Origin of the sequence: Candidatus Poriferisodalis sp. (genome assembly GCF_965208895.1) — a bacterium.
Lineage (GTDB): Bacteria > Actinomycetota > Acidimicrobiia > Acidimicrobiales > Poriferisodalaceae > Poriferisodalis.
In genome coordinates, this window is record NZ_OZ242363.1 from 935741 (window position 1) to 958755 (window position 23015).

A 23015-nucleotide genomic window follows, 5' to 3' on the forward strand; every position below is an offset into this window, starting at 1 on the left:
TTTGGGCGGCGAGTAGATCTCGCGTGGTCAGCCGAAGCGAGTGCCGGGCGGCAGTCGGGCTCCGTGCGCGCCATGCAGCCGAGCTCTCAGGACACTTCGTGACCGGCGACCGACGAGGCAAGCCAGTTCTTCGTCTCTGGATAGGCAAATGCCAACCGTCCCCGTCCGGCTGGTCGCACCATGCCCGACAAGATCAAGCGATGCCGGTACGCATTGGCCTGCTGGCTCGACATGCCGAGCCTCTGGCGCAGCCGTGCAACCTCAGACGGTCCGTCGTCGACGGCCATGGCCAGCACGAATCGCCGGTCGGTCTCGGACAGCGCGTTCCACGAGGGTCTCATCAGATGCTCGTCGAGCTCGAGCCGGGCACGTCGCACCGCTTCACGAACATGGCCCAGCCCGATCCGCCTGCCGGCTCCCGCAGCGCCTGCCGCTGCCTGCCATGCGTGCGCGCCGACCAGTTGCAGCAGATACGGATGGCCTCGAACTGCCGCTGCTGCTTCACCCAGCGCGGCGCGATCAAACGTGCCGCCATGCCGACGGACAGGCTCGGACAGCCCGAGTTCCACGTCGTCTTCGTGGAGCAGGGTCACGTGCAGTCGCGGCGCCCGGCTCAGGAACGTTGCCGCCGACCGATGGGACAGCAAGGTATCGACGACGTAGGTCAGCGCGGCACCGACGAACGCCACTGCACGACCCTCTCGCATCACAACGTGCTGGAGGACCGATCCGAGCCGGCGCATGTGAGCAGCAGGCACGGCATGCATCTCGTCGAGTGTCACCAACACCCTGCCTCCGCGATCCGCCACCGACGAAGCCAAATCGGTGAGGTCATAGCGGAGGCCGTCGCCAAGGCGTGAGGACGGCGGTGCAGCCGCAGCGGGATCGATGTCCCAGGTCGCCCCGAGTTCGACGCCTGCGCCGAACGCCGCGGCCCCGAACTTCATTCCGGTGGAACGGCGGCTCTGCGCGGGCAATGTCGCCTGCTGGTCCAAAGCACTGCGGGCGCGAAGGACGGCTTTGTGGATCTCGACGAGCGGGTCCCCGTCGGTGCCCGCGACCGCCAAAGTGACCCAGCCTCGCTCGACGGCTGCGGCATCTTCCACCTCGTTGAGCACCACAGTCTTGCCCATGCCTCGTGCGCCGAGCAGAACAGAGATCGAACGTGGATCATCGGGTCCTGCATCCAACCCGGCGCACAACTCTTCGATCAGCGAACGACGGCCTGCCAAGAACGGCGGCGTTCGTCCGAATCCCGGCGTGAACGGACGGAGCGCTGCTGTGTCTGATTCGTCGGGAAAGTAACGCGGACGCTGCGACACGGCACCAGCGTACATCGCTGGATTGGTCTTCCTATTTGTTTCTATGTGGAGTTTTTGTTTCTTTGCAGAATTTTTGTTTCTATGTAGAAGCTGCCTGGGTGAACCGAGTGCCCGGCGGCAGACGGGTGCCGTGCAGCCAAGCTCGGGCATCGGTGGCCGGGCGGCCCGCTGGCTGGACAACGCCCAGTCGTATCAGGCCGTCGCCGGTGGCGACGCTGTCGCCGACCAGCGTTGCCGGCGGCATCTGCTGCGTCGTCGCCAATGGGATGCCGGCACGCACGATGAAACGCTGCCCATCGAGCGTGGTCCACGCGCCGCCGACACGGATCTGGCGGTCGATGCGGGAGGCCGGCTGCGACCAGTCGATCTCGCGGTCCGCCGCAGTCAGCTTGCGCGCGTAGGTGGGTTCTCCCTGCTGGAGCCCAGGAGTGCCGAGCCCTTCGGTGAGGGAAGCCACGAGTCGCTCGGCACCTTCGTGCGCGAGGCGGTCGCGAAGGCTTGCTGCGGTGTCGGCTGGGCCGATCGGCGCTTCGCGGCGCCAGTAGACGGGACCCGTGTCGAGCGTCGCTTCCAGCGCCATCAGACTGACGCCGGTGAAGGCGTCGCCCGCCAGCAGCGCCCGCTCCACCGGCGCCGCGCCGCGCCAGCGCGGCAGCAGCGAGAAGTGCAGGTTGAGCATGGGCAACCGCGCCAGCAGGTGGGCGCTGATGAGCCGGCCGAATGCGACAACCACGGCACAGTCGGCAGCGCGTTCGGCGAGGTCGTCGGGGTCATAGCTGATCGGCAGACCGAGCTCATTTGCTGCCATCGCGACTGGGCTTGGGCTATCGCTGCCGCGCCGGCTCCGGCGGCGTGGGGTGCCGGTGACCACGACCGGAATCTCGAATCCGGCCATGGCGAGGGCGCGCAGGGCGGGCACGGCATCTTCGGGCGTGCCCGCGAAGGACACACTGCGCGGATGCGACGGGGCCGATGGCAAGTGCCGCGTCTGGGAGGTTTCGCTGTCCACGGATGGCACCTGGGGGGCTCGAACTGCTTCAGCCGTCCGCAGTGCTGCGGCCCAGGAGCGGGACGGGGCCGCTTGCCGCCGGGCCGTTGGTGCCCGATTGCAGTTGCGCGAGCTGGGTGCGCCACTCCCGCAGGGCTTGCTTGCGCTCGGCCCGCTCCAGGTGATCGACGAGCAGGACACCGTCGAGATGGTCGAGCTCATGCTGGAACAGCCGCGCCTGCAGCTCGTCGGCCTCGATGCTGACTTCGTTGCCGTCGAGGTCGAGGCCCACGATGTGGACTTCCTTGGGTCGAACGATGTCGAAGGTCAATCCAGGAACCGACAGGCAGCCCTCGGTGTAGTTCCACTCGCCGTCGCTCTCAACGATCTCGGGGTTGATGAGCGTCTGGGGGCCGTCGCCCTCATAGAGATCGAAGATGAACAGGCGGCGCTGGATGCCCACTTGCGGGGCCGCGAGACCGATGCCCTCGGCCTCGTACATGGCCGGCAGCATGTCGTCGACCATGCGCGCGACCCGACCGTCGATGTCGGTGATCTCGGCGGCGCGCTGACGCAGCACCGGATCGCCCATCAGCCGGATCTCGTAGGCGCTTCCCATGGGTTTCGGAGGCTACCGGCGCGGTCTCGTACGGCCCGATCGGGCCGTGATACGGGCGCCATCACGCCCGCATCGGGTCGACAGCCACCCGCAGCCGCCCTGTCGGTCGCTCGGCGGCGTCCAGCGCATCGAGCAGCGTGTCGCAGTTTTCGCTGCGGATGCGCCAGGTTCCGTCGGCCGGCCCGGCAATGTCGAGCATGCCCGCGAGACGGCCCGCTGACAGGTTGTCGATGTAACTGCTGGCCGCGGCGCCCGACACGAGTGCCCATGCAGCCGCCGGAGGCTGACGCATCATCGCACGGCGTTCAGCCTCGGCAACCGCCCAGGCACTCGGATCGGCTGTGGCCGCCGCCGTCAGGACCGGATGGGCGGGCAGGCGGGTCTGCACGAGGATGCTGCCGCCGCCAGCGCGGGGCCCCACCAGCCGGGCAGCGCGCACGAGCAGCGCGAAGGCCTCCTCGCCGGCCCGGTAGCGGGGCGCGGTCAATTCTTGGTCGAAGTCCACGAACGCCACGGCGTCGGCCGACGGCACCCGGTGCAGCACCGCTTCGGTGCCGATGTAGAGCGCCGGCCCCTCGGCCTGGCGCCTCCCCGCGTGCTCGCGCCGAGACGATGAGTGGGCCGTGTCGTCAGCGGCGCCGGCTGCAGGTTCGCCGACGACCTGGACGACCGGCCGGCGAGCCAAGCGCTCCATTTCCTCCGCGACGCCCTTGACGCCGACGCGCACGCGACGGAATCGGGTGGCGCCGCAGGCCTCGCACACCGCGGGGCGTGCCTCGCCGCTGTGGGGATCGGCGAGTTGGTGGCCGTCCAGCCGCAGGGCGCGTCCGGTCTCGGTCGAGCAGGCCAGATCGCCGCACGACGCGCAGTAGGCGAGTCGTGCTCGGCCCTTCCTGTTCAGCACGCACACGACTGTGCGGTCGCTGCGCAGCAGATCGGCGAGGGCTTCACCGCACCACTCCCCCGTCGCGGGATCATCCCGCCGGCGATCAGCGATGTCCACGTGCGGCCATGCCTGGCGTTCGTGCGAGCGAGGTGCGGTGGTGAACGCCGGCGTCGTGAGCTCGCCTGCGGTTGTCGTCGGGATGCTCGTGGATGCCGGCAACATGCTGGCGGGGGCAGAGCCGGTTGCCGCAGCGGCAGTCCCGCCTGCGGCGTGGGCGATGTGCACGGCGTCGGGCGAGGGCATCGGCCCCACCAGCAGGCAGCGGGCGCCGTCGCGGCGCGCCCGCTCGACGGCCACATCCCGGGCGTTCCAGGTGGGCGCGGCTTCCGACTGGTAGGCCTCGTCGTGCTCGTCGAGCACGACGACTGCATCGAGCCGGCCACATGGCGCCCATGCCCCGGCACGGGTCCCCACGACAGCATGCGCCGAGGCTGCCCCCGCCCAGTCTCGTGGGGCCAGCGCCGTCGACACGCCTGCGTGACGCAAGCGGCCCGCGAGCCGCGCTGCCCAGGCCACCGTGGGCACAAGCACGAGCGAGCGACCCTGTCGCAGTGCGGCGGTGACCAGCGGCCACTCGTCGGCGCACGGACCCAGCCGCATCACCGTGAGCACCCGCTGATCAGGCACCCATGCCGCGCTCACCCAATCGGGCGTGCCGACAACGCTGGGCTCCCCTGACGGTTCGGGCGTACCCCGAGCTGCGGGCCCGCCTGGCGGTCCCGACGGTGCGATGTCCGGCCACTGTGCGGGTTCGCTCGGCAACCCAGCGACAACCCGGTCGGCGCTGGCGGCGCGCAGGAAGTGAGCCCATGTGCCCGCCCAGCGCCAAGCTGCCCATCTCGCCAACTCGACCACGTGAGGCGGCGGCCCCATGCTCGACACTCGCTTCACGGCGAGCAGTTCCACGCCCGCAGGCCTGGGTGGGTCGACGTCAGTCACCCAACCGCGGATCGAACGACCACCCAGGGGGACCCGCACGACAGTCCCGACCTCGACCGGCACGCGACCAGAGGCCAATTCGTCCGGCACGAGGTAGGTGAAGTCGCGGTCGATGGCCGGTTCGTCCACCAGCACCTGCACCGCTTGCCCCATCGCTGCAGTCTGCCCGGCTTCGCTCAGGCCCCGAGGGCAGTTTCGGCTAGGCACAAATGCCAAAGCTGGGGAGGCGGTAGGAGACTCTGCGACGTTGCGACCGGTTCCCTATCGGATGCACGGCGAAGCGGCGATGGCGCCGTCCAAGAAATGCGGTGCGGTGCAAATCTCTCGCCTGCCGGATCGCGGGAGCAGAGGCTCATGCCGCCTCCCCAGCGGGCGCACCTACCAGCGCGGCCCCCTACAGACCCAGTGCCGACTTCAATTCGTCGACGCGATCAAGACGCTCCCAGGGGAACGTCCCACCGCTGGATTCCCGGCCGAAGTGGCCGTATGCGGCTGTGGTCTGGAAGATCGGCCGGCGCAGATTCAAGTCTTTCAGCAGCGCAGCGGGGCGCAGGTCGAACACTTCGGCCACCGCTGAGGCAATGGCGTCAGGATCGACGGCCGACGTCCCGAACGTCTCGGTGAGCAGCGAGACCGGTTCGGCACGGCCGATGGCGTACGCCACCTGGATCTCGCAGCGGTCCGCTGCGCCGGCGGCCACGACGTTCTTCGCCGCCCAGCGGGCGCCGTATGCCGCCGACCGGTCCACCTTGGAAGGGTCCTTGCCGCTGAAGGCACCCCCGCCATGACGTGCGTAGCCGCCGTAGGTGTCGACGATGATCTTGCGCCCGGTCAGTCCGGCGTCGGCGACGGGCCCGCCGCTGACGAAGCTGCCCGACGGGTTCACCAGCAGCTCGAATTCGTCGTCGGCGAATCGCGCGGGCAGTGTCGGCCTGATGACGTGCTCTGCCAGATCGGGGCGCATCATGGCGTCGATCTCGATGCCGTCCCGGTGCTGCGCCGACACGACAACCGTGCGGAGCGCGACCGGCTCACCGTCTTGGTATTCGAAGCTCACCTGCGTCTTGCCGTCGGGGCGCAGGTACGGGATGCGGCCTGAGCGGCGGGCCTCGGTGAGCTGCTCGGCCATGCGGTGCGCGACGTGAATCGGCAGCGGCATGAGCGCATCGGTTTCCCGGCAGGCGTAGCCGAACATCATTCCCTGATCGCCTGCACCCTGATCGTCGCCGCCGAACACACCTTGGGTGATCTCGGGGGACTGCTCGTCGAGTGCGATCATCACGCCGCAGGTGTTGCCGTCGAAGCCGAGTTCGCCGTGGTCGTAGCCGATGCCGACGATGGTGTCGCGCACTACGCGGGGGATGTCGGCGTATGCCTTGGTGGACACCTCGCCTGCGACGACCACCAGACCCGTCGTGACCAGCGTCTCCACTGCCACTCTGGCCTCTTCGTCCTCGGCGATCAGCGAGTCCAAGATGGCGTCGGAGATCTGGTCGGCCATCTTGTCGGGATGGCCTTCAGTCACCGATTCTGAGGTGAAAGTCCACTGGCTCACCGTGGCTCCAGATTCGATCGTGTTCGGCCTGTCGGAGCTGCTGAGGGCAGCAGCGCGGCAAGGCTAGACGAATGAGGTCGCGACGCAGCAAAGGGCGTGCAGACACCCGCTGGCCGCGCCCTCGCGCTTGGACGCGGCAGATCGCAGAACTACCGGCGCAGCTCGGCAACCGTGTCCAGCACGGCATCGGCGACCTCGCGCTTGGAGCAGATAGGCAGCGGGCTCGCCGTTCCGTCAGCCAGCAGGATGGTGACGATGTTGGTGTCGTGCGCGAAACCGGCGCCTGCCGCCGACACGTCGTTTGCGACCATGACATCGAGGTTCTTGCGCGCCAGTTTCTCAGCGGCGTTGTCGAGCACGTTCGCTGTCTCGGCGGCGAAGCCGACCAGCACCTGTCCGCGCGGCTTTGTGGCCCCGAGACCGGCGAGGATGTCGTTGGTGTGCTCGAGCACGATGGTCGGGGCATCGGCGCTCCCGGCAGGGCCGCCCTTCTTGATTTTGTCCGGCGCAACCTCGGCGGGTCGAAAATCGGCCACCGCTGCAGCCATGACGATGACATCGGCGTCGGCGTGCGCGCCGGTGGCGGCCTCCATCTCAGCCGCAGACTCGACGCGAATCTCCCGAACTCCCTCAGGGGGCGGGAGCGGGGCGCTCGTGACCAGTGTGACCTCCGCGCCGCGGTCGCGGGCGGCGGTGGCAATGGCGTAACCTTGCTTGCCCGAAGACCTGTTGCCGATGAACCGAACCGGGTCGATGGCCTCGCGAGTGCCGCCTGCTGTGACTGTCACGCTGACTCCTGCGAAGTCGCGGCGTGCGGGCATCGCCTCATCGGTGGGGTCACGTTCGGGAAGCCCCGCCAGCACCGCGCTGACGGCAGCGAAGATCGTGGCCGGCTCGGCAAGGCGGCCCGTGCCGATGTCGCCGCCGGCCAGACGGCCCGCCTCGGGCACCACGATGTGCACTCCCCGGCCTCTCAGCACTTCGATGTTGTGCTGCACGGCATCGTGCTCCCACATCTCGGTGTGCATGGCTGGGCAGACCACGACCGGTGCTCGCGTCGCAAGCAGCGCAGCGGTGAGCAAGCCGTCGGAGATGCCAGCGGCGTAGCTGCCGATGACGCGCGCTGTGGCGGGCGCCACGACGATCACATCGGCCGTCTGGCCCAGCGTGGTGTGCGGGATCGGATCGTCCTCGCCGAAGATCGACGTCAGCACTCGCTCGCTGGCCAGGGCATCGAACGTGGCCCTGCCGACGAAGCGCTGCGCCGCGGCAGTCATCACGGGGACGACGTGTGCACCGGCGTCCATCATCAGCCGGCACAGGAGCACGGCCTTGTACGCGGCGATGCCGCCGCTGACGCCGAGCACGACGCGGCGCCCTGCGAACACGGAACTGGCTACTCGTCGGGGTCGGGGACGACTTCGAGCATCGCCGCGTCGGCCTCCGCAGCAGCGAGCGCTTCGGCTTCGAGCCGTGCCCGCTCTTCAGGGTCGAATCGCTCGAAGGTGATCTTGTCGGCGTCGATTTCCTCGAATGCGATCGAGAGCGGCTTGCGGGCGACCGAAGCCACCTGCGGCGGCACTACCGAGCCGATGCCGCCGTCGAGCTGGTTGTAATACGAGTTGATCTGCCGCGAGCGCATGGCGGCGAGGCTCACCAGCGTGAACTTCGAGTCGACCTTGGAGAGCAGGTCTTCGAGCCCGGGTGTGATCATGGTGTCGGTTGACTCAGTCATCGCAGTTAGCAGGCTATCGAGACACCCTCCTCGCTCCCCCGAGACCGTGTGGCGCCTTCGCTCTCGGGGTCGAAGCGCACAGACACACTCGCTCAAACCGGGGTTTCCGGCGGGGGCCGGGAGCGGGTGCGATCGACGAACGCCGCGATTTCGCCCACGGTGCTGGAGATGTCGCGGTTGACCACGATGAGGTCGGCCATCCGGTAGCCGACCGGCAGCTCCTCGTCTGCTTTGGCGAGCCGGCGCGCGACTTCTTCGTCGGGGTCGCCACGCCGGCGCATTCGCCGTTCCTGCTCGGCCCGGCTCGGCGGCAGCACCATGATCACCAGCGCGCTGGGGTCGCGGTCGCGCACCGAGACAGCGCCCTGCACGTCGATCTCGAGCACGAGATCCTTGTTGAGGTCGGGCGGCGGCATCGGGGTGCCATAGCGGTACTCGAAGAAGTCGGCCCACTCCAAGAACCCCCCGGAGGCGATTCGGGCGTCGAACTCTTCGACAGACACGAAGGTGTAGGCCTCGGCGAGCTCCCCGACACGACGGGGCCGGGTCGTCCAGGACCGGCTCAGCAGCAACGTGGGATCGGTGGCCACCAACTCAGCCACGATCGTGCCCTTGCCCGCCCCGCCCGGCCCGCACACCACATAGAGGGTCACGCCCCAAGGCGCGGCGGGACTCGCAGCGCCGACGGGCGCCGGGTCGGTCATGGGACTGTCTTCACGCGCCTGAGGCGGAATCCTGTGCGAAATGCTCGCTCAAACGGCGCCGCTGCGTCTCGCCGAGACCCCGCAGTCGCCGATTGTCGGCGATGCCAATCTCGGCCATCAGGCGGCGGGCCTTGACCTTGCCGAGACCCGGCATCGACTCCAAGGCAGTGAGTGCCTTGAGCTTGCCGACGTTCTCGACAGTGTCTGCTTCGGCCAGCAACTCGTCGAAGGTGAGCAGGCCCATCTTCAACCGGTGCTTGACGTTTGCGCGGACCTCGCGGGCTTCCTTGGCCTTGGACAGCGCCTCGGCACGCTGCTCGTCACTCAGTTCAGGCAGCGGACTCATTGCGCCAAACCCTACTCTCGACGCACGCGGCGACGCGCGCCGAGAGCGCTGGAAGGCTCTCGGCCGACTGTCTCGCCGGCATCGACCGTCGCAACGCGCTCGGCGGTCGCTGACAGGCTGCACACTGTCAGCGTGTGCGGTTCTTGCCGACGGCCCCCTGCTGAGAGCGGCCGGTTTCACCGGTGCAGCAGCAATGCGGCGTTCGCCGTCGCCCCAGACAGGCCTGGACGCGGATGCCGTCGCCGGCCGCATCGGCGCAGCAGCACTTCAGCGCCCGCGCCGGGAGCGAAGTGACCGGCGCTCACTGGGTGGGCACGACTGCTGTTTGGACAGCGGCAGGCATCTGGGCGCTCCTAGCCCTGCACGCCGCCGTCACCGACATCCGTCATCGAGTCATCTCGCGGCGCTCTTGCTGGGCGGCGGCCGCGCTCATCGCCGTCCTGCTCGCCGCGGCGGCCTTCGCCGAGGCGCAGGCGAGGCACCTGCTGCTCGTCGCCGCAGGTGCGGCGGGCGTGCTGATCACTGGAGAGGTTCTGTATCGCGCCAAGCCCGATGCCATCGGCTACGGCGATATCAGGCTCATCAATGCCAGCAGCATCCTCACTGCGTGGTGGGGGCCGCAATGGCCTTGGTGGGCGCTTGCGCTCGGGGCCGTCATCTCGGTGCCGCAGGCAGTGCTCGCCCGCGTCCGCCACGGGAGCAGCGCCACCATCGCATGGGCACCCGCACTTTGTGCCGGCACCGCGCTCATCATCGCCAACCGACTCGCAGTCGACGGCCCCGTGCCGTGACAGCACAGTGCCGCTCGGGTAGCCATGACCGGCCGGCCGCAGCCGCTGGCTGAGGGATTCGCCCGCACTTTTTGCACAAACCGGTGCGATGCAGTGGCCTCGCTCAGCCGTTGAGCCTTAGGCCGGACCGATTGCCGAGGGCACGACGGCCGCTTGGAACGCATCGACCCGGTTCACCAAAGCCCGCAGATCCACCCGCACCTCGTCGATACGGCGATCCACGGCGTCGACGCGTTTGTCGACAGCGTCGATCTTGATGTCCACCGCGTCGAACCGCGATTCCACCGATTCGAACCGCTGATCCACGGCATCAAAACGAGCGTCGATCACACCGTTCTGGTGTTCGAACCGCTCATCCACGGCATCAAAACGAGCGTCGATCACACCGTTCTGGTGTTCGAACCGCTCATCCACGGCATCAAAACGAGCGTCGATCACACCGTTCTGGTGTTCGAACCGCTCATCCACGGCATCAAAACGAGCGTCGATCACACCGTTCTGGTGTTCGAAACGCTGATCCACGGCATCAAAACGAGCGTCGACCCGCTCGAAACGCGCCTCCATCACACTGTTCTGGTCTTCGAATCGCTGATCCACAGCGTCGAAACGAGCATTGACGAGATCGGTGACTCCTCCGAAGCCCCATCTGATCAGCGCCCAGACCCCGCCCGCGAATGCGATCGCAATCGTGGCGAAGACGGTGATCAACGGCGGCACGCTCGCCCACTCCATGGGTCAAGAATACGCGATACGAGGAACGGCGCAAGCGCTTTTCTTGCGGACATCGCCCCTCGCGGCAACGCGGCCACATCCAGCGCCGGAGGGCAAGCTTCGTCGGCGGCACGCGCCGAAGGCAGAACTGGCCCAGACGGCCCGGGGCGCAGCTCGGAACATCGGCAAGGATCCGGCGTGAGCAGCTTGGACGCCCAAGGAATGCTGCGATGAACCGAGCCTGCTGGTGACGACAGCAGAATCCGGTTTCTGGGCTGCGGTGGCCTCGCTCAGCCGGTGGGTCTCACGCCGGTCCGATTGCTGAGTGCACGACGGCCGCTTGGAACGCATCGACCCGGTTCACCAAAGCCCGCAGATCCACCCGCAGCTCGTCGATGCGACGATCCACGCCGTCGACGCGTTTGTCGACAGCGTCGATCTTGACTTCTACGGCATCGAAGCGCGAATCCACCGAGTCGAACCGCGAATCCACCGAGTCGAAGCGCGAATCCACCGAGTCGAACCGCGAATCCACCGAGTCGAACCGCGAATCCACCGAGTCGAACCGCGAATCCACCGATTCGAACCGCTGATCCACGGCATCAAAACGAGCGTCGACCTGCTCGAAACGCGCCTCCATCAGACCGCTCTGATCCACGAAACGCTGATCCACAGCATCGAAACGAGCGTCGATCAGACCGTTCTGGTCCTCGAATCGCTGATCCACAGCGTCGAAACGAGCGTCGATCAGACCGTTCTGGTCTTCGAATCGCTGATCCACAGCGTCGAAACGAGCATTAACGAGATCGGTGACTCCTCCGAAGCCCCATCTGATCAGCGCCCACACCCCGCCAGCGAATGCGATCGCAATCGTGGCGAAGACGGTGATCAACGGCGGCACGCTCGCCCACTCCATGGGTCAAGAATACGCGACGCGAGGAACGGCGCAAGTGCTTTTGGGGGAGATCGCTTCGCCGCCCGCATCTGCAGCAACCGCTGCAGATCGTCGTCGGTGCTGCGCACAACGGCGATGGCCACGACTTCCGCCCCTGCTGCAACCTCCGGGCAGAATCCTCATCAGGCGCGAGGCTCTTCATCCAAGATTCGAGCGTCACGCCCAAGACCACGACCTGGCTGCAGTCAAGGACTCACGAGTCGCCCGCCGGGGACCGGCAAGGTGAGCCGGAGCCCGCAGGGACGGCTCTGTTCATTGCCACCGTCACTCGGCAGACAAGCGGGTCAGCGGGTAGGCGCTGACCTGCGGCTACGTCTGACTGGCAGCTGACCTGCGGAAGCATCCCGCTGGCTGCTGGTCGCGGCAACGTCCGACTGGCTGGCGGCGGGGACGATGCCTTGGCCTGTGACCTTGCTGGACTTCCCGATGACTCGCGCGAAATTCGCCGAATGCAGCCTCACCTATCCGCGCGGCCTCTCAGGCGCACCAGCGGCAGATCCAGCCGTCGCACCCCTGCCTCAGCACGCTGCCGCCGCCATCAAGCACAACGCCGCCACGCGCAGGGAATCGGCAGGGTGTGCTGGACCACGAGTGGATGCAACTCTTACTCAGAGATAGTGCACACTGCTTGGGGCTTACCGGCCTCTGGCACCCCGGAGATCGCAGCCGAGAGCACATCATCGTCGTCAAGAGGATCAGTCCGCTTCTCGTCAGTGGGTCTTTTGAACATGTTTGCCACATCTTCCTCCTCCACCCCTGCGTCACCGTAGGTGATCCTGAGTCGATCACACTTCGTCTCGTAGTGACGCTCCCAATCACCCCAATCCTCCACTGATCGAGGCTGATCGTCTTTCGGGCGCTTGGCCTCGACAACGATCTGTTCGCCGGCGAGTTGAGCGGCTACGAAGCGGGCGTTGCTGCCGGCTACTTGTTCGGAGACGTCGGAGACTACGTTTTGGACGAGCACTACGGCTAGTGCGGCGATGCCGGCCACGGCGGCCACGATGAGGAGCCACTCCAGCGTGGTCAGGCCACGCTCGTTTCGAGCCTTCCGCTTCGCCGCAGGTGAACGGCGGTCGCCCGCCGCCTGTCGCGCGAAGTCAGACGCAGCACACACCGGATCGGGGCCAGGCTCGTGTCGGGCTTCGGGTGCCGCTGTATCGACCTGGGGCGCGGGCACCGATGCGTCGTGGCCGCTTGCGGGAATCCGGGTCTCGTGTGATGCCATGTTCGGCAGAATACCGCCGAAGCGTCGGTCAGTGGAATCACGCCGTACATCGCTGTCGGGTTCGGGCGCCCGGCGCAGCGCCGAGGATGGTGGCTGGCGCGCGGTGTCAGGGGATGATTTCGGCATTGGCGGAGGTTGAGACGTTCGCGGCACCGAAGGTGAACACGATGTGGAACCTGATGACCGTGCCGGCGCCGACGCCTGCGGTGGGCACTGCGACGGTCGCGTGGGTTTCGCCGCTTGCAATGTCGAGTCTGGGGCCGGTGTCCCAGTCCGTGTTGTAAGCGACGGCGTAGATGAACCCGACATCTTCCGAGGACCGGCAGCTCAAGCTGATCACGAACTCGAGATCCTCGCCTCGGCGGGCCGTCGCATCGGCCACGCTCACCGTCGGCTTGGTTGTGCCTTGGCAGTTGGGAATCTCGGGCTCGGGCGGTGGGTCGTCGTCGTCGGCGACGCTCACGGTCACTGCGCCGACGGTGCCGACCTCGTAGCCGCGGCCCGCAGCGAGCGTCACCGAGACCGATCCGTCGGGCTCGTCGTTGCTGTCGCCCACTGTGGGGATGGTGAGCGTGGCAGTACCGCCCGTACCGACGGTGACTGTGCGCGCACCGGTGCTTACGCCGAAGTCGCCCGACTGGGACACCGTCACGCTGACGGCAAGCGACGCGGCAGGAACCGGACTGGCAGCCACGGTGAACGTCGCGTTCTGGCCCTCGGTGACTGCGACGCCGGCAGTGAGGGTGATGCTTGGCACATCGTCGTCGGCCACCGCGACCGTGGCGGTGCGGCTCGTTGCCGACACCGTGTAACCCGCATCTGCCCCAGGCGCATCCAACGACACCGTCACCGAACCGTCAGGCTCATTTGTGCCGTCGCCCACCGTGGGGATGGTGAGCGTGGCAGTACCGCCCGTACCGACCGTGACCGTGCGCGCACCCGTGCTCACGCCGAAATCACCCGACTGAGACACCGTCACGCTGACCGCGAGCGACGCAGCAGGCACCGGACTGGCAGTCACGCTGAACGTGGCGTCCTGGCCCTCGGTGACACCGCCGCCGGCAGTGACAGAGACCTGCGGCGGGCCGTCGTCGTCGGCCACAGCGACCGCGGCGATGCGGCGCGTCGCCGACACCGTGTAACCGGCATCGGCCCCGGGCGCGTCCAACAACACCGTCACCGAACCGTCAGGCTCATCAGTGCTGTCGCCCACCGTGGCGACGGTGAGCGCCGCGGTGCCGTCCGTACCGACCGTGACCGTGCGCTTGCCGGTGCTCACGCCGAAGTCACCCGACTGGGACACCGTGACACTGACCGCGAGCGACGCGGCAGGCACCGGACTGGCAGTCACGCTGAACGTCGCGTCCTGGCCCTCGGTGACACCGCCGCCGGCAGTGACGGAAACCTGGGGCACGACCTGCGGCGGGCCGTCATCGTCGGCCACCACGAGCGTCGCCGTGCCTCTCGTCGAAGACACCGTGTAGCCCGCATCGGCAGCGGGCGCGTCTAGCGACACCGTCACCGAACCGTCAGGCTCATCGGTGCCGTCGCCCACCGTGGCGACGATGAACCTCGCCGTGCCGCCCGTACCCACCATGAACGTGTACGCACCGGTGGTCACGCCGAAGTCCCCCGACTGGGACACCGTGACGCTGACCGCGAGCGACGCGGCAGGCACCGGACTGGCAGTCACGCTGAACGTCGCGTCCTGGCCCTCGGTGACACCGCCGCCGGCAGTGACGGAAACCTGCGGCACCACCGGCGTGTCGGAGGGATCGGCCGGAGTGCCCGGACTCGCTGCTGTGACGGCGACAGAGCCTGTGCGCACCTGGAGCGCCTCTGCGCTCAGCGGCACGACCGGGAACAGCCCCTGGAGGGGCGCGACGGCGACATCGCTGTCGCACTCCACCCGCACGATCACGGCCCCGCTCGCATCATCGACGAAGAGAGGTTCGCCGCTGCCGTCGGCGGGCTTTGCGGCGCCTCGAGCGCCCCCCAAGCAGGCCCAGGTGGCCGGATGAGACTCCAGCACCTGCGCGACCACGTCGTCGACACATGTTCGACGCTCGTCGCTCTCGTGAAGCGGATCGTCCGGCTTGGCGGGGTCCAGCAGGCAAAAGCTCTCTGCGGCCATGACGCCGGCAGCGGCGGCCTCCTCGGCGGCGAGCTCGATGCCCAGTTCGGCGTTGCCGGTGCGGCCCGCCCATACGACGAACAGCACCAGCAGCGACAGCAGCGGCGCCATGAGCACCACTTCCAAGCCGACCGAACCTCGGCTGGCGGCGCGTGGCCCCGGACGGACCAGACACCTCGGCGCCGTCACGGCATCACTGCCGACGCAGCGCTGCGGGCTGTCGCATGGCTCGGGGCGCTCGTGATCCCTGGTGGCCGTCACGAACCCGGTTCGGTCGGCCGGTCGATGTCGTCGTCGCGGATGGTGATTTTCTGGCGGCCATGCAATTGGTCGCAGGCCCTTTTCACGGCGCAGTCGCAGCCCGGACCCTCGAGGCAGCGGTATCGAAGCTTCTCGCCGAGTACGATGTTTTGTTCCTGTGCCTCGAGCGAAACATCGAAATAAATCCAGAACTGCTCGAGCGATTCCTCTGCGTCGTCGTCGCAGAGGTACACGGTCATGATTGCCCGGTATTCGCCTGCCTCGTTGATGATGCCGTCCGGGTCGGGTTCGGGCTCGACATCGCCGCCCTCGTCACACGGCTTGACCTCAGCGTTGATGGACTCGAGCCTCGCATCAATGCGGGATGTCTTGCTGACCGTCGTAGGCACGCCGGTATCCCCGAAGGTGAGCACATAAAAGCACTGGAGCTCGCCGACGCTCTCGAGCGCCGAGGATTGGCAGCCGCTGTGAGCAGGCTTGGCCATCAGGGTCAGTGTGCGCCGGCCCCGGCCGATCGGCGTTCCCGGCGTCTCGTCGACCTGTTGCGCCTGCCAGGTCACGTCCACCAGTTCCCTGTTGTCGTGGACGTCATCCACGCACACCTCGACCACATCGACGCTGACGAGATGCAGCGCTCTCGCCGGCACCGTCACCGCTGCGGCGGTTCCCGTGTAGAGCTGCTCGTAATCGACGCCGGCATTGCCGCACTCGCCGCGCAGCGCCGCGGTCGCAGCGACCTCGCGGGTCTTGGCCTGGGCTGGCGTGCCCGGCCCCGTCGTCAGCGAGACCGTCACCGTCGCCGCTTCGGTGGTGGTGTTGACCAGCGCAATCTCGCATCGCACCGTCTCGCCCTCATACGCGAAGGAGTTCTTGTCGCACCCCGCGGCAGTCAATTCAGGCGCATCGGTCAGCTGCACCCGAACCAAGCCGGTGCCGATCGTCTCGCCTCCCCTGGACGTCGCGTTCCAAGCCATATCGAACGCCTCGGTCGGCTCGAGGTCGCTGTCGGCGCATGTCCCTATGATGGCCGCCGTCAAGGACTGTGTGCTTCCTTTGGGAATCTCGACTTCTTTCGTCTTGGTGTACAGCACATCGACGCCCGCGTCGCGGCAGCTCTTGCCTGTCGTGACGCTCAGCGGATTGACACGCACAGAAACGTACACAAGTTCTTGGGCCGGCTCCGACAGCGTGAAACTGCACCTCGCCGGTTGGCCTTCGATCAGCGCCTGATTCCCGCACCCCGTCACCGACGGAGCGTTGGGGGCGATGCTGAAGCGCTGCGTGCCGCTGTCGATGACGTGGCCCCTCTCTTTGAGCTCGCCGGCTTCGACGACAACGCCCTGCCTCGCCTCCCACTTCACCGTGAACTCCTCGGTGGCCGATTCGTAGCCGTCTTCGCTGCACACCCGCAGCCGCAGCTTCGCTGCTGAATCGCGTGACATCGCTGCGATCTGCCCTGGGGACGACACTCTCTCGAGGTCCTTCTTGTTGGCGCACGTTCCGCGCTCCGCGGTGCTGTCGGACCCGTCTGGGGCCACAAAGACCCACAGCGTCGTGTCATGAACGCTGAGCACCGTCGTCGAGAACCCGCACGCCAACTCGTCGCCCTCGCTCAGCTGGCCCGCCGGGACAGCCGACCCGTCGGCGAGCGTGCACGACATCGAGATGGACGGCCGGTCGGTGTCCACGATCGTGACCGTGTGCTTGTCCCAGGTGTCGAACATGACCAGGCAGGCTTCGGTGGTGGTGCCCGCCCCGAACTGTTGGACGCAGCGTGCCTGAGGACTCTGCGCGGTGGCGTCGGCCTGCCGGTAGAGGGCCAACTCGAACTGCTCGTCGCCCTCGTGCAGATCGTCATCGCACACCGTCACCAGCGTCCGCCAGACGTTCTGGCTGCTCGAGACGGCCTGATGGGCGGCACTCTTGCGCATGTCCGCCGAGTTGTGCGTACAAGGCGACTGCGCGGAGGCCAGCTGAGAGGCCGGGAACTTCGGCAGCGTCACGTACATGACACGGGACGCTCGCGTCGAACTGTCCCCCGAACCGATCCTCGTCGAATGCGTACACCGGAGCGACTGTGTGCGGCCCGACGGCGGCTCGCTGACCGATGTGTCGCAGGAGAAGATCACATTCGCCCCGATGGTGAACGTTCGGCTCCCGGTGAGAGGGGCCCAGCCACCGCCCAGCGTCGCCGTCCACGCGACGGTGAAGGTCTTGTTGTCGTCGTCTGCGACGTCGCAGATCTTGACGGCGAGCTTGTCGTCTGCCGCGGAGTTCGCCGCCGCGAACTTTGCCGGCTGGGATGCGACATACAAGTCAAAGGGGCTTGAACTGGCGGGGCACGGCCCCGCTGCGCCGACCTTGGCCGTGTCGTCGGCGCCTTCGCCGACCGTCACAGCCACGGGCACATCGCGATCGAGTCCTTCCGACAGCGTGAACTCGCACTCGAACGGATCGTCCTGGCCCTCCGTGGGGGGGCCGTCGCAGGTCACGCTCAGGGTGGGCGCAGCGTCGGCATTGATGCTCGCCGCGGCCATGTTCCAGCTCTGGAGATCCGACGACGTGCAGGCCGTGCTGCGGACTGAGGGCGCTGCGGTCGCGCACGCGATGTCGGCGGGGGTCGGCTCGGCTTTCTCGGCTGTCCAGCGAAATGCCAGCGTCTCGGGCGCCTTTCCCTCGCTGACGGTGTCGTGGCAGATCTTCACCTCGACGGTCGCCGTGCGGACCTGCGGGTCGGCATCGAGATCGAGCTTGGCGGTCCCCGATTTGCGCACATAGTCGTGCGTGCCGTCAGTGTTGGTGCATGACTCGGCCTGCGACGCGGGCGACGTGGCGGTCGCGGCCTCCATCGTCGTGTACGCCACATCTACCGCACCTGTGGTCTGCGTCGGCGGCGCTGCGAACTCGCACCTCACGGTGTTGGAGGAATCGGGGGGCTCGGTGGCGCTTGCCGGCTCGTCGCCCGACTGGCAGGTCACGTTCAGCTCAAGCGTGCCCGGGGGGCGTTCGGGCGGGACGCCCGGATCGCCTGGGCCGTCGGTGTACAGCTGCCTGAGGGGGTCTGCGTCCGCTGCGCCCGCGGCGACCACAGAGATGGGGTAGCGATCCGCAATGGCAAGTTCGGCGACATATTCGCGGGCGTCGTACACGCGGTCGTCGCCCCCGAGTCCGGAGTCGGCGCTGTGGCACACCTGCGACGGCGCCTGGCCGCCTGCGTCGCTCTCGCCGTCGTCGGCGCCGCTCTCGCTGACATCGGTCGCAGCTGCGCCCTCAGCACTGAACTGCCGGCCGTCAGGCCACACCTGCGAAGCAGCCCACCCCGCGCTCTCCCACGTCCCCGCCAATGTCACGTACACCGCGGCAGCAGCGTCGTCCTTACCGCACACGTACCAGCGGCCCGCCGAGTCTCGCTGCGCTCCAGCCGAGATCGCCACCCCCAGCGGATTCGTGTGATAGCCGCCCACGGAGTCGATGCCCGAGAAGCCCAGGTCGCGGTACACCGCTTCCATCAGCTCCACGCACAGATGCGCCTGCTCGGCGGTCACCAGCGTGCGAGCCGGCTCGACCTCATGGATCCAGAAATTCTCCAGCAGCGCCCGAGCCGACCAGTGCTCGTACGGCGGTTTGGGGTCGTCGACCCACACATAGGAGAACTCCGCGCCACTCCCGTCGCTCTCACCGGGCAGATGACCGGGCCACTTGCGCGCCGACACCTCGCGCGCGGGCGAACCTGCGGCGACAGGGACAACAGCATCTTCGCCCACCACCTGTTCATCGCCGATGAGATCCAGCAGCGTGCCCAGCAAGCTCGCCTGAGACTTCAATTCATCCCAACGCTTGCTCGACTCCTGCGCGCTCAGCTTGCCATCTTCAAGTTTCTTCAAGCGGGGGTCGAAGGTTTGCAGAACGGTTGCCAGCGTGCTCGGGTCGGCGTCGCCAAGCACCTCCGCGTCATCGAGTACCGCCGCATCTCTCAGCAAGGCTTCCCACGCGCTTGCGTCGGCAGGCAGATCCCATTTCGTCAGCCAAGCCGTCAGATCCTCGTCGCTGGCATAGAAATCGAATACAGCAGCGACGGCTTCCGGGTTCGCACCCAGTTCCGCAAGCGCGGCCTGCCGCCATGCCAAGACGCCGGAAGCCAATCCCGCCACGTAGTTCGAATTGCGCTCGGCCACACCGTCGAGAAGTTTCGCGTCGTCGCCCAGCATCACCGGATCGCACGCCTCATCCACCGACACCACCGGCCCCGAGCCGCCCGCATTCAACGCCAGCGCCACACCCGCGACATCAGCCGCCGCGTCGCGCGCCGACACATCGGCTGCCAGCCACTGCGGCACCGCCAGCGCCACCACGCCGCCCAGCACGCCCACCGGCACCATCAACGCTGACCACAGCACCACCGCCCCGCCACGGTCGCCACGCCTGGGGCCGCTGCGGGCCCGCACACCCGCACCTCGGCCGACAGCGGCGCGCCCCCTGGCGACAACGCCTGCAGGGCCGCGCAGCGCCGAGGTCGCCATGACGGCCGTGATCATCGCGCGCAGTCGATGTGCCATAGCTAGAAACTATCCTTGGTTCACGATGTGGCGGGTCAGGGCGAGACTGTCAAGGGCCTTGGGAGTGGACAGACCAGACAGCAGGACCGCATCGTGCCGCCCAGACCGCATCGTGCCGCGGCGCCGATGATGCTGCGTGCGCGCCGGTCGACGGTGCTTGGCTGTCGCCGCACTGCTGCGATCCAGCGGCGCCGAAGCGACCGGCGCGGGGAGTCGCTGGCGTTCGTGGTGCTGTGGCCGGGGCTCATCGTGCTCATCCTGCTGCTGTTGGTGCACGCGTTCATCGTGTCGAGCGCGCGCGCTGAGGCGTCCGTCGCCGCGTCGGAAGGGCTGCGCGCGGCGTGGCGTTCCACGACCGGCCTCGACCCGGACCTCGACGGCGGCGGCGCGCTGGCGGCAACGGCCCACGCAGCCGTCGCGGAGGCCGCGGCGAGCACGCAGGGATGGCGCTGGTGGCGCCCCGACATCGCCACCGTGTGGAGCACCTACTGCGGCGGGGACGCGGCCCCAACCGACGCGGTGGAGAGCGGCTGGGTTCGAGTTCAGATCGAAGGTACCGTGAACGGCCCGCTCTCTGCGCTGTGGCCGGGACGCCTCGACACGGTCTACGCAGTCGCCGAAGGGCCAGCAGTACTCGCAGCTGCCGGCCCAGGCCAAGACGACAGCGATGAGGCGTGGACGCCGCCCCAAGAATGCACCGACGCACAGGATGCGACGCCGTGTCTTCATGTGTGCCCCAGCTGACCGGCCGCACGGCTGAGTTTCATGGCCGCATGGGCCACGGCTGGGCGTCGAAGCCGCAGGGGCACAGTCAGGGCACCCGAGGATCGCTGCGCACCGCTCATCGCGTGAGCTTGCTCACCGTTTCGTGAGCCGGCAGCGCGCACGCACCGGCGACATCGAAGGTCCCTTGTCCTCCCACGCTAGGTCTTCCCGCTCTAGGTCCTCCCACTCTAGACGGTCCCGCTCTCGCTCGAACCTCTGTTTCAAGGTTAGATCTGGTTCCTCCCATTGCGCGTTCTCGACCACGCTCGAATACGGACCGTCGGGATCAGCGAGCTCTTTGCACTTCTGCATCGGTCCGAGGTCAGACGGCATGGTGTCGTCCGTCGGCACCCCGTCGCAGGGCCTGCCGTCCTCAGCAGGGTCCCTGACAATGGAATTGGGATTGGGATCGGTGTACTTTGCCTGCTTGGGGTTGCAGAACCGCCACAGGGCGTCGCTGGCCTCATCTTCGTATTCCGCTGCCAGGATGTCGGCTTCGAGCAGCAGCGCCCGGCGCGCCTCTTCGGGCCGCTCGACCTCGGCGCCCTCATCGAACACGCGTTGAGCGACCAATGCCGTGGTTGCGGCAATCGCGGCGATGGCACCGACGATCAACAGCCAGTCCAGCGTCGACTGCCCTGCTCGGCTGTCGCGACGAACTGCGCCGGACCCGGCGAATGCGCGCGTCAAGGCCCGCCGAGCCCGCCGCCCGTCAGCGCAGTGAACGGCGGGTACACCAAGATGGCCGCCAGCCCGAATGCGATGCCCGTCGCGGGGAACACGATGACCTGCGAGCGCGTCGCCGCCTTCTCGCGCTCGCGGGCCAGCGCGTCGCGCCACAGCGTGTCCGCGGCCACCAGCACCGCCTCAGACAGCCTCGTGCCACGCTGGGCGGCGAGACCCAGCGACGAGACGACCGGCGCCAGCGACTGCACGCCGTAACGGTCTACGAGTTCCTCGAGACCGGTCCACACCGGGCGCGACTCCTGCTGAGCGGTCAGCAACAGGCGGTACAGCACCTCCCACGAATCGCGCTGGCCCACGCGAGCTGCTGTCAGCATCGCTTGGGAGGGCGTCGTGCCCGCCGAGACCTGCTGGGCGACCAGGGCGATCCACAGCCTCACGGTCTGGTCCATCTCCGAGCGGGCGCGCATTGCGGAGTCTCGAAGCCCCAGCAAGGGCACGATCCAGGCGATGGCGCCGCCGGCCAGTCCGGCCCCGATCCGCCCCGCCGTGCCCCAGCCGGCCACGGTGCCGGCGATCAGCCCCCCCGCGGCGCCGACGCACAGACCCAGAAATCGCTGGGTGGCGAACTGCTGCGGCGTGGTGCCCGTCAGTCGCAGGCTCGCGACATCGCCGCCGAACAGTCCGGGAAGGCGCTTCACGAGCCCCTCGCCGAGGCGGGAGCGCGGAGGCTGCTGTGGGGCTCGGACGGGCCAGCGCCAGCCGGCCAACCCGACGAGGATCGCCATCATGCCGGCGCCTGCGGCGATGGCCGTCAAGATCACCAGCACCGAAGGCATCAGATCGGCGTCGGGGTCTTGCGGCGGCCCTTGGGCGGGATCAGCACCGAGTTCTTGGTGCGCACGACCGAATTGAACACCAGGACGCTCGTCGAGACCAGCAGGACGCAAGCGATGCCGATCAGCACCGTGCGGCCCGTCGCGACTCGGTACGGCTCGAAGTACGCGGGATTGTTCCGGTACATGAGCACGACCACGCCCCCCGCCAGCGACAAGAGCGCGATGGTCTGGGCCCACAGCGAGACGACGGCCTCGGTGCGGGTGCGGTGCATCTCGACCGCGTCGTCGATGCGCCCGCACAGATCGAGCAACGGCTCGGCCACGCTGCCGCCCGAGGTGGCCGCCATCTGCAGGCCCGCAGCGATCTCGGGCTCCCAGACCGGCCCTTTGGCAGCGAGGTCGCGCAGCCCCGGGCCGAGCCCTTGCGTCGCCGCCGTCGCAGCCAGATCAGCCACCTTTCGAGCGATCTCCACGGGCGCATGGGGCACGCTTGCCGACACCGCGGCGGGCAGCCCCAAGCCGGCGCGTGCCAGCTCAGCGAGCTGGCGAGCCCACACGGACCACGCCAGAGCGATGCGGGTCTCACGCCGGCGACGCGACGGCGCCGCCATGAAGGGCGGCAGCAGCACGCCCAGGCCGCCGAGCAGCACGCTGAAGCCGGCCAGCCCGGTTGCCTGCCAGCCGGCCAGCGCGCCCAGCGTCGCTGCGGCGATCTGCGACGGCCACAGCCGCCCGATCCGCAAGCCGGCGCGGACCCGGCGAAGCAGCGACACGCGCGGCGCATCGCGCTCGGCGCGGCGACGGCGCGCCCTGCGCAATGGGTGCAGGCGGCTGAGCCTCCCCGATGCCGCGATGGCGAACAGCCCCGCCGCGCACAGTACGCCGAATACGATCGTCACCTGCTACCCCGCGGCCTTCCCGATTGCGGCCTTCCCGA

Annotated in this window: 19 protein-coding genes; 2 read left to right on the forward strand and 17 right to left on the reverse strand. The window is 68.0% G+C overall.

The genetic code is table 11. The features are described from left to right. Positions 1 to 86: 86 nt before the first annotated feature. From ACOGJB_RS04240 to mihF, 9 genes are all read right to left on the reverse strand, one after another. On the reverse strand, positions 87 to 1322 hold the full coding sequence (locus ACOGJB_RS04240) for an ATP-binding protein (RefSeq protein WP_419839570.1): 1236 nt from the start codon (positions 1320 to 1322) through the stop codon (positions 87 to 89). A gap of 79 nt (positions 1323 to 1401) precedes the next feature. Then, the gene (locus tag ACOGJB_RS04245; protein WP_419839571.1) at positions 1402 to 2271 is read right to left on the reverse strand and encodes a methionyl-tRNA formyltransferase; all 870 of its coding nucleotides are present in this window, start codon (positions 2269 to 2271) and stop codon (positions 1402 to 1404) included. An 88-nt stretch (positions 2272 to 2359) separates the two neighbouring features. Continuing rightward, entirely contained in the window at positions 2360 to 2929 is a 570-nt protein-coding gene (gene def / locus ACOGJB_RS04250; protein ID WP_419839572.1) for a peptide deformylase, read from the reverse strand. A 61-nt stretch (positions 2930 to 2990) separates the two neighbouring features. Beyond that, on the reverse strand, positions 2991 to 4967 hold the full coding sequence (locus ACOGJB_RS04255) for a hypothetical protein (protein ID WP_419839573.1): 1977 nt from the start codon (positions 4965 to 4967) through the stop codon (positions 2991 to 2993). A gap of 241 nt (positions 4968 to 5208) precedes the next feature. Next, positions 5209 to 6369 (reverse strand): methionine adenosyltransferase, encoded by a 1161-nt coding sequence (gene metK / locus ACOGJB_RS04260; RefSeq protein WP_419839574.1) that lies wholly within the window; start codon positions 6367 to 6369, stop codon positions 5209 to 5211. A 149-nt stretch (positions 6370 to 6518) separates the two neighbouring features. After that, the gene (coaBC, locus tag ACOGJB_RS04265; protein WP_419839575.1) at positions 6519 to 7757 is read right to left on the reverse strand and encodes a bifunctional phosphopantothenoylcysteine decarboxylase/phosphopantothenate--cysteine ligase CoaBC; all 1239 of its coding nucleotides are present in this window, start codon (positions 7755 to 7757) and stop codon (positions 6519 to 6521) included. 8 nt (positions 7758 to 7765) lie between these two features. Further along, positions 7766 to 8104, reverse strand: coding sequence for a DNA-directed RNA polymerase subunit omega (gene rpoZ / locus ACOGJB_RS04270; protein ID WP_419839576.1), 339 nt, complete (start codon positions 8102 to 8104; stop codon positions 7766 to 7768). Between the two features lie 92 nt (positions 8105 to 8196). Continuing rightward, entirely contained in the window at positions 8197 to 8808 is a 612-nt protein-coding gene (locus ACOGJB_RS04275) for a guanylate kinase (RefSeq protein WP_419839577.1), read from the reverse strand. 10 nt (positions 8809 to 8818) lie between these two features. Then, on the reverse strand, positions 8819 to 9154 hold the full coding sequence (gene mihF / locus ACOGJB_RS04280; protein ID WP_419839578.1) for an integration host factor, actinobacterial type: 336 nt from the start codon (positions 9152 to 9154) through the stop codon (positions 8819 to 8821). 233 nt (positions 9155 to 9387) lie between these two features. On the opposite strand from mihF, the gene ACOGJB_RS04285 reads away from it, so the two are divergent. Continuing rightward, positions 9388 to 9945 carry a prepilin peptidase gene (locus ACOGJB_RS04285; RefSeq protein WP_419839579.1) on the forward strand — a complete coding sequence of 186 codons (558 nt, stop codon included), beginning with the start codon at positions 9388 to 9390 and terminating at the stop codon, positions 9943 to 9945. A gap of 117 nt (positions 9946 to 10062) precedes the next feature. Here ACOGJB_RS04285 and ACOGJB_RS04290 read toward each other — a convergent pair whose 3' ends face one another. The 5 genes from ACOGJB_RS04290 to ACOGJB_RS04310 all read right to left on the reverse strand — a co-directional run bounded on the left by ACOGJB_RS04290 (position 10063) and on the right by ACOGJB_RS04310 (position 19769). Beyond that, positions 10063 to 10677, reverse strand: coding sequence for a hypothetical protein (locus tag ACOGJB_RS04290; RefSeq protein ID WP_419839580.1), 615 nt, complete (start codon positions 10675 to 10677; stop codon positions 10063 to 10065). A gap of 283 nt (positions 10678 to 10960) precedes the next feature. Then, positions 10961 to 11572 (reverse strand): hypothetical protein, encoded by a 612-nt coding sequence (locus ACOGJB_RS04295; protein ID WP_419839581.1) that lies wholly within the window; start codon positions 11570 to 11572, stop codon positions 10961 to 10963. 643 nt (positions 11573 to 12215) lie between these two features. Further along, positions 12216 to 12839: a hypothetical protein gene (locus tag ACOGJB_RS04300; RefSeq protein WP_419839582.1), complete on the reverse strand. Its 624-nt coding sequence runs from the start codon at positions 12837 to 12839 to the stop codon at positions 12216 to 12218. Between the two features lie 106 nt (positions 12840 to 12945). After that, on the reverse strand, positions 12946 to 15084 hold the full coding sequence (locus tag ACOGJB_RS04305; protein WP_419839583.1) for a hypothetical protein: 2139 nt from the start codon (positions 15082 to 15084) through the stop codon (positions 12946 to 12948). 146 nt (positions 15085 to 15230) lie between these two features. Beyond that, positions 15231 to 19769 (reverse strand): hypothetical protein, encoded by a 4539-nt coding sequence (locus tag ACOGJB_RS04310; protein WP_419839584.1) that lies wholly within the window; start codon positions 19767 to 19769, stop codon positions 15231 to 15233. A 114-nt stretch (positions 19770 to 19883) separates the two neighbouring features. Between ACOGJB_RS04310 and ACOGJB_RS04315 the strand changes: the two genes are divergently transcribed. Then, on the forward strand, positions 19884 to 20534 hold the full coding sequence (locus tag ACOGJB_RS04315; protein ID WP_419839585.1) for a hypothetical protein: 651 nt from the start codon (positions 19884 to 19886) through the stop codon (positions 20532 to 20534). A 114-nt stretch (positions 20535 to 20648) separates the two neighbouring features. On the opposite strand, the gene ACOGJB_RS04320 is transcribed toward ACOGJB_RS04315, so the two are convergent. The 3 genes from ACOGJB_RS04320 to ACOGJB_RS04330 are packed head-to-tail and all read right to left on the reverse strand — an operon-like array spanning position 20649 to position 22977. Further along, positions 20649 to 21245, reverse strand: a complete 597-nt coding sequence (locus ACOGJB_RS04320) for a hypothetical protein (protein WP_419839586.1) — start codon at positions 21243 to 21245, stop codon at positions 20649 to 20651. Then, entirely contained in the window at positions 21242 to 22078 is an 837-nt protein-coding gene (locus ACOGJB_RS04325) for a type II secretion system F family protein (protein ID WP_419839587.1), read from the reverse strand. Before ACOGJB_RS04325 ends, ACOGJB_RS04320 begins: the two co-directional genes overlap by 4 nt. Further along, entirely contained in the window at positions 22078 to 22977 is a 900-nt protein-coding gene (locus tag ACOGJB_RS04330) for a type II secretion system F family protein (RefSeq protein WP_419839588.1), read from the reverse strand. Before ACOGJB_RS04330 ends, ACOGJB_RS04325 begins: the two co-directional genes overlap by 1 nt. Positions 22978 to 23015 lie beyond the last annotated feature (38 nt).

Excerpts from the sequence above, each read along its gene's own strand:
- mihF (WP_419839578.1), bottom strand. The coding sequence starts at position 9,154 with ATGAGTCCGCTGCCTGAACTGAGTGACGAGCAGCGTGCCGAGGCGCTG.
- ACOGJB_RS04295 (WP_419839581.1), bottom strand. The coding sequence starts at position 11,572 with ATGGAGTGGGCGAGCGTGCCGCCGTTGATCACCGTCTTCGCCACGATT.
- ACOGJB_RS04285 (WP_419839579.1), top strand. The coding sequence starts at position 9,388 with ATGCCGTCGCCGGCCGCATCGGCGCAGCAGCACTTCAGCGCCCGCGCC.
- ACOGJB_RS04300 (WP_419839582.1), bottom strand. The coding sequence starts at position 12,839 with ATGGCATCACACGAGACCCGGATTCCCGCAAGCGGCCACGACGCATCG.
- ACOGJB_RS04310 (WP_419839584.1), bottom strand. The coding sequence starts at position 19,769 with ATGATCACGGCCGTCATGGCGACCTCGGCGCTGCGCGGCCCTGCAGGC.
- ACOGJB_RS04305 (WP_419839583.1), bottom strand. The coding sequence starts at position 15,084 with ATGGCGCCGCTGCTGTCGCTGCTGGTGCTGTTCGTCGTATGGGCGGGC.
- ACOGJB_RS04275 (WP_419839577.1), bottom strand. The coding sequence starts at position 8,808 with ATGACCGACCCGGCGCCCGTCGGCGCTGCGAGTCCCGCCGCGCCTTGG.
- ACOGJB_RS04255 (WP_419839573.1), bottom strand. The coding sequence starts at position 4,967 with ATGGGGCAAGCGGTGCAGGTGCTGGTGGACGAACCGGCCATCGACCGC.
- ACOGJB_RS04290 (WP_419839580.1), bottom strand. The coding sequence starts at position 10,677 with ATGGAGTGGGCGAGCGTGCCGCCGTTGATCACCGTCTTCGCCACGATT.
- ACOGJB_RS04325 (WP_419839587.1), bottom strand. The coding sequence starts at position 22,078 with ATGCCTTCGGTGCTGGTGATCTTGACGGCCATCGCCGCAGGCGCCGGC.
- def (WP_419839572.1), bottom strand. The coding sequence starts at position 2,929 with ATGGGAAGCGCCTACGAGATCCGGCTGATGGGCGATCCGGTGCTGCGT.
- rpoZ (WP_419839576.1), bottom strand. The coding sequence starts at position 8,104 with ATGACTGAGTCAACCGACACCATGATCACACCCGGGCTCGAAGACCTG.